This window comes from Candidatus Micrarchaeia archaeon, assembly GCA_041650355.1.
GTDB lineage: Archaea > Micrarchaeota > Micrarchaeia > Anstonellales > Bilamarchaeaceae > JAHJBR01.
Genome location: JBAZLI010000109.1, coordinates 1 through 2,518, shown reverse-complemented (window position 1 = coordinate 2,518; position 2,518 = coordinate 1). Strand labels below are relative to the sequence as shown.

Annotated in this window: 3 protein-coding genes; 2 read left to right on the top strand and 1 reads right to left on the bottom strand. The window is 51.5% G+C overall.

The window, feature by feature from the left end; translation table 11 throughout:
- On the bottom strand, positions 1-1,387 hold a 1,387-nt coding region (locus WC488_05465; GenBank protein MFA5077844.1), incomplete at its 3' end, for a glycosyltransferase family 39 protein.
- 93 nt (positions 1,388-1,480) lie between these two features.
- On the opposite strand from WC488_05465, the gene WC488_05460 reads away from it, so the two are divergent.
- Entirely contained in the window at positions 1,481-2,230 is a 750-nt protein-coding gene (locus WC488_05460) for a glycosyltransferase (GenBank protein MFA5077843.1), read from the top strand.
- Positions 2,231-2,284: 54 nt separating this feature from the next.
- Positions 2,285-2,518, top strand: a 234-nt coding sequence (locus WC488_05455) for a TrbC/VirB2 family protein (protein ID MFA5077842.1), incomplete at its 3' end; no start/stop codon positions are given.

The window sequence follows — 2,518 nt, the reverse complement described above, 5'->3', positions numbered from 1 at the left end:
AGCCGAATTCTTCTATCCCGGTTTTCTTCCTGAATATCTCGCTCGTCCAGAAAAGCCGCGCGAAATTCACCTCGTTCACGGTGTACTTGGAAGTGGTGTAATTTTCCACGAAATCCGACATGTTCGTTTCATTCATCATCACAGCCGGAATCACAACCCAGCCGAAATCCCCCGCCCTTCCAACAACGTTCTCCTCGGTCAGCTTGTAGGCGGTCACTATGCTCGCGTCGCCGTAAGTGCCTACTATCATCACATCCGGCTTCCCGGCGATGAATTCCCCCACTAGCTTGGCTTCGTTCAGCCCGCCCTGCGTTCCGAAATACCATACGCACAATATCAGGAGGTTTATTGCAATCACAAATAGAATCAGGAATACGAAGAATGCATCCCGCCTCATCTTTCCATTCGAGTCGCTCTGCATGGATTTTGCTGCGAAGAGCACCACCGCAGGCACGATGACATAGGAATACCACGGCATTCCAGAACCGCCTATGAAAGTGAACACTCCGAGCGCGAGCCAGACGCTCATCGCGTAATCCTCCTTCCAGAACTTTATGAAACCCACGGCCGCGGCAACCAGCAGCACGTTGAGGAAAGTGAAAACCCCCCCGAAAGAGCCGCCTATCTTTTCCATCATTCCGTTGCCCGCGCCAAGCTTGCCCCCGATGTCTATGAAGAAGATGTCTTTAGCCATGTCAGGTTTCATGCTGAAGTAATGCACCCCCAATCCAAGAGGTATGACGAGCAAGGATATAAGAAACCAAGGATTGCGGAGCGTCTTTCTCTCGTTTTGGTATAGATGGGCTATCGCTATCGCAGGCACCGCCAATCCGACCACGGATTTCGTGAGAATTGCAAGCAGAAGCATCATCCCACCGAGCAAGAAGCGCTTCTTACCATAGCTTGCTTCGGCAGTGTACGCGCAGATTCCTCCGAGTATGAACACCATTGTGAGCGGATCCAGAAGCACCCTTTCATTAGTATATATGAATAAGGCGCAGAATGCGTACAGCGGTATGGCCATGCACGCAAGCTCAGCATCCAGCCTCCTCCTTAATATCCAGTACGTGAGCGCTATGTTCACCATGCCCAGCATGATGTTCGGGAATTTGTATATGAAATCCACGTTGCTGGCCAGGGCCGACGTAATCCTGGTCAGGAAGGAAAAGACCCAGTAGAATAGCGGTGGTTTCCACCCTACATCGTATCCAAGGTATGTCGGCACCATGGTTAAGTGCTCCTGCTGCTCCATCACCATCTTGGCGTACAGCGCTTCGTCCAGGTACATCGGGTGCATCGACATGAATGCAAGATGCACGAAGAAGGAGCAGACAAGGGTGATGGCCAGCACAATCAGCCCTGTCCTGTCCGAATGCGTTGTTCCCATGGAATCATTCCTTATTTGCGGGGAGATTTTTTAAACAATTCCAATCTTATAGGACCTAAAACGCAATGCGTCAAGGCACTTGAACTGATTGGTATGAAATCAAACCGCACCGGTATCTCCGTGATTGTGCCGGTATTCAATGGAGAGCGGTACGTGCTTCCTGCCCTCGCCGCGCTGAAGAAAGAACTCAGGGGCCTGGATTACGAAATAATAATTAGCGACGGAGGCTCAAGCGACAAAACCGCGCTCCAGGCAAGGGACGCGATGAAGCAAGACAGGCGCATTGTCCTGCTGGAACCTCCAAAATCCGAACGCTGGCGCAAGGCGCGCTCTTTCCTGGAGGCAGCGCGGGTTTCCAAATTCCCCTCTATTTTTTACGTCGACGTGGACATGTCCGCGGAACCTGGGCAGATACGCGGGTTGCTGAAAGAACTTAAGGACGCGGATATTGCAATAGGCTCAAGGCTGGTGGACGGCTCGAAAACAGAACGCAGGCTTGACAGGGAGTTCCTGAGCCGATTTTACAATTTCCTCGTGCGCCTTTTGTTTGATTCAAAAGTTCACGACCACCAGTGCGGCTTCAAGGCCTTCAGGAAGAGGAGCCTCACGGATTTGGCGCAGCGCACTAGTAGCGACCATTTTTTCTGGGACACGGAAATGCTCGTATGGGCCCAGCGGACCGGCCTGGCGGTGAGGGAAGTGCCGATTGCCTGGCGCGAAGGTTCTTCATCCACCATCAATACCCTTACCGATTCGTTCGGCCTGTTCTTGGACATTTTGCGATTTCGCACCGGGCTTTTAAAGGCAGACTCAAAAATGCCTACAAACCATAACAAGATTTAAAAATGCTTTTTTTGAATATAGACTAGACCAACAGAAAAAAACAGGTGATATTTAATGAGAAAATTAAGCGTTTTGATTTCGGTGCTTGCATTTGCCCTGCTGGCATCATCGGCTTTCGCAGGCAGCGGATTTACTTCTCTGAGCACTGCATTGGGAAGCCTGTGCAGCGGCATAAGGAGCCTCATCCCGATAGTCGCATTCCTGATGATAGTTGCTGCGGGAGTGATTTACGCGGCAGGCCAGCTCCTCGGCGCTGAAACCAGGGCAAGAGCCTCAGTGTGGGCGACA

Coding starts and splice junctions, on each gene's coding strand:
- WC488_05460 (MFA5077843.1), top strand. CDS start 1,481: ATGAAATCAAACCGCACCGGTATCTCCGTGATTGTGCCGGTATTCAAT.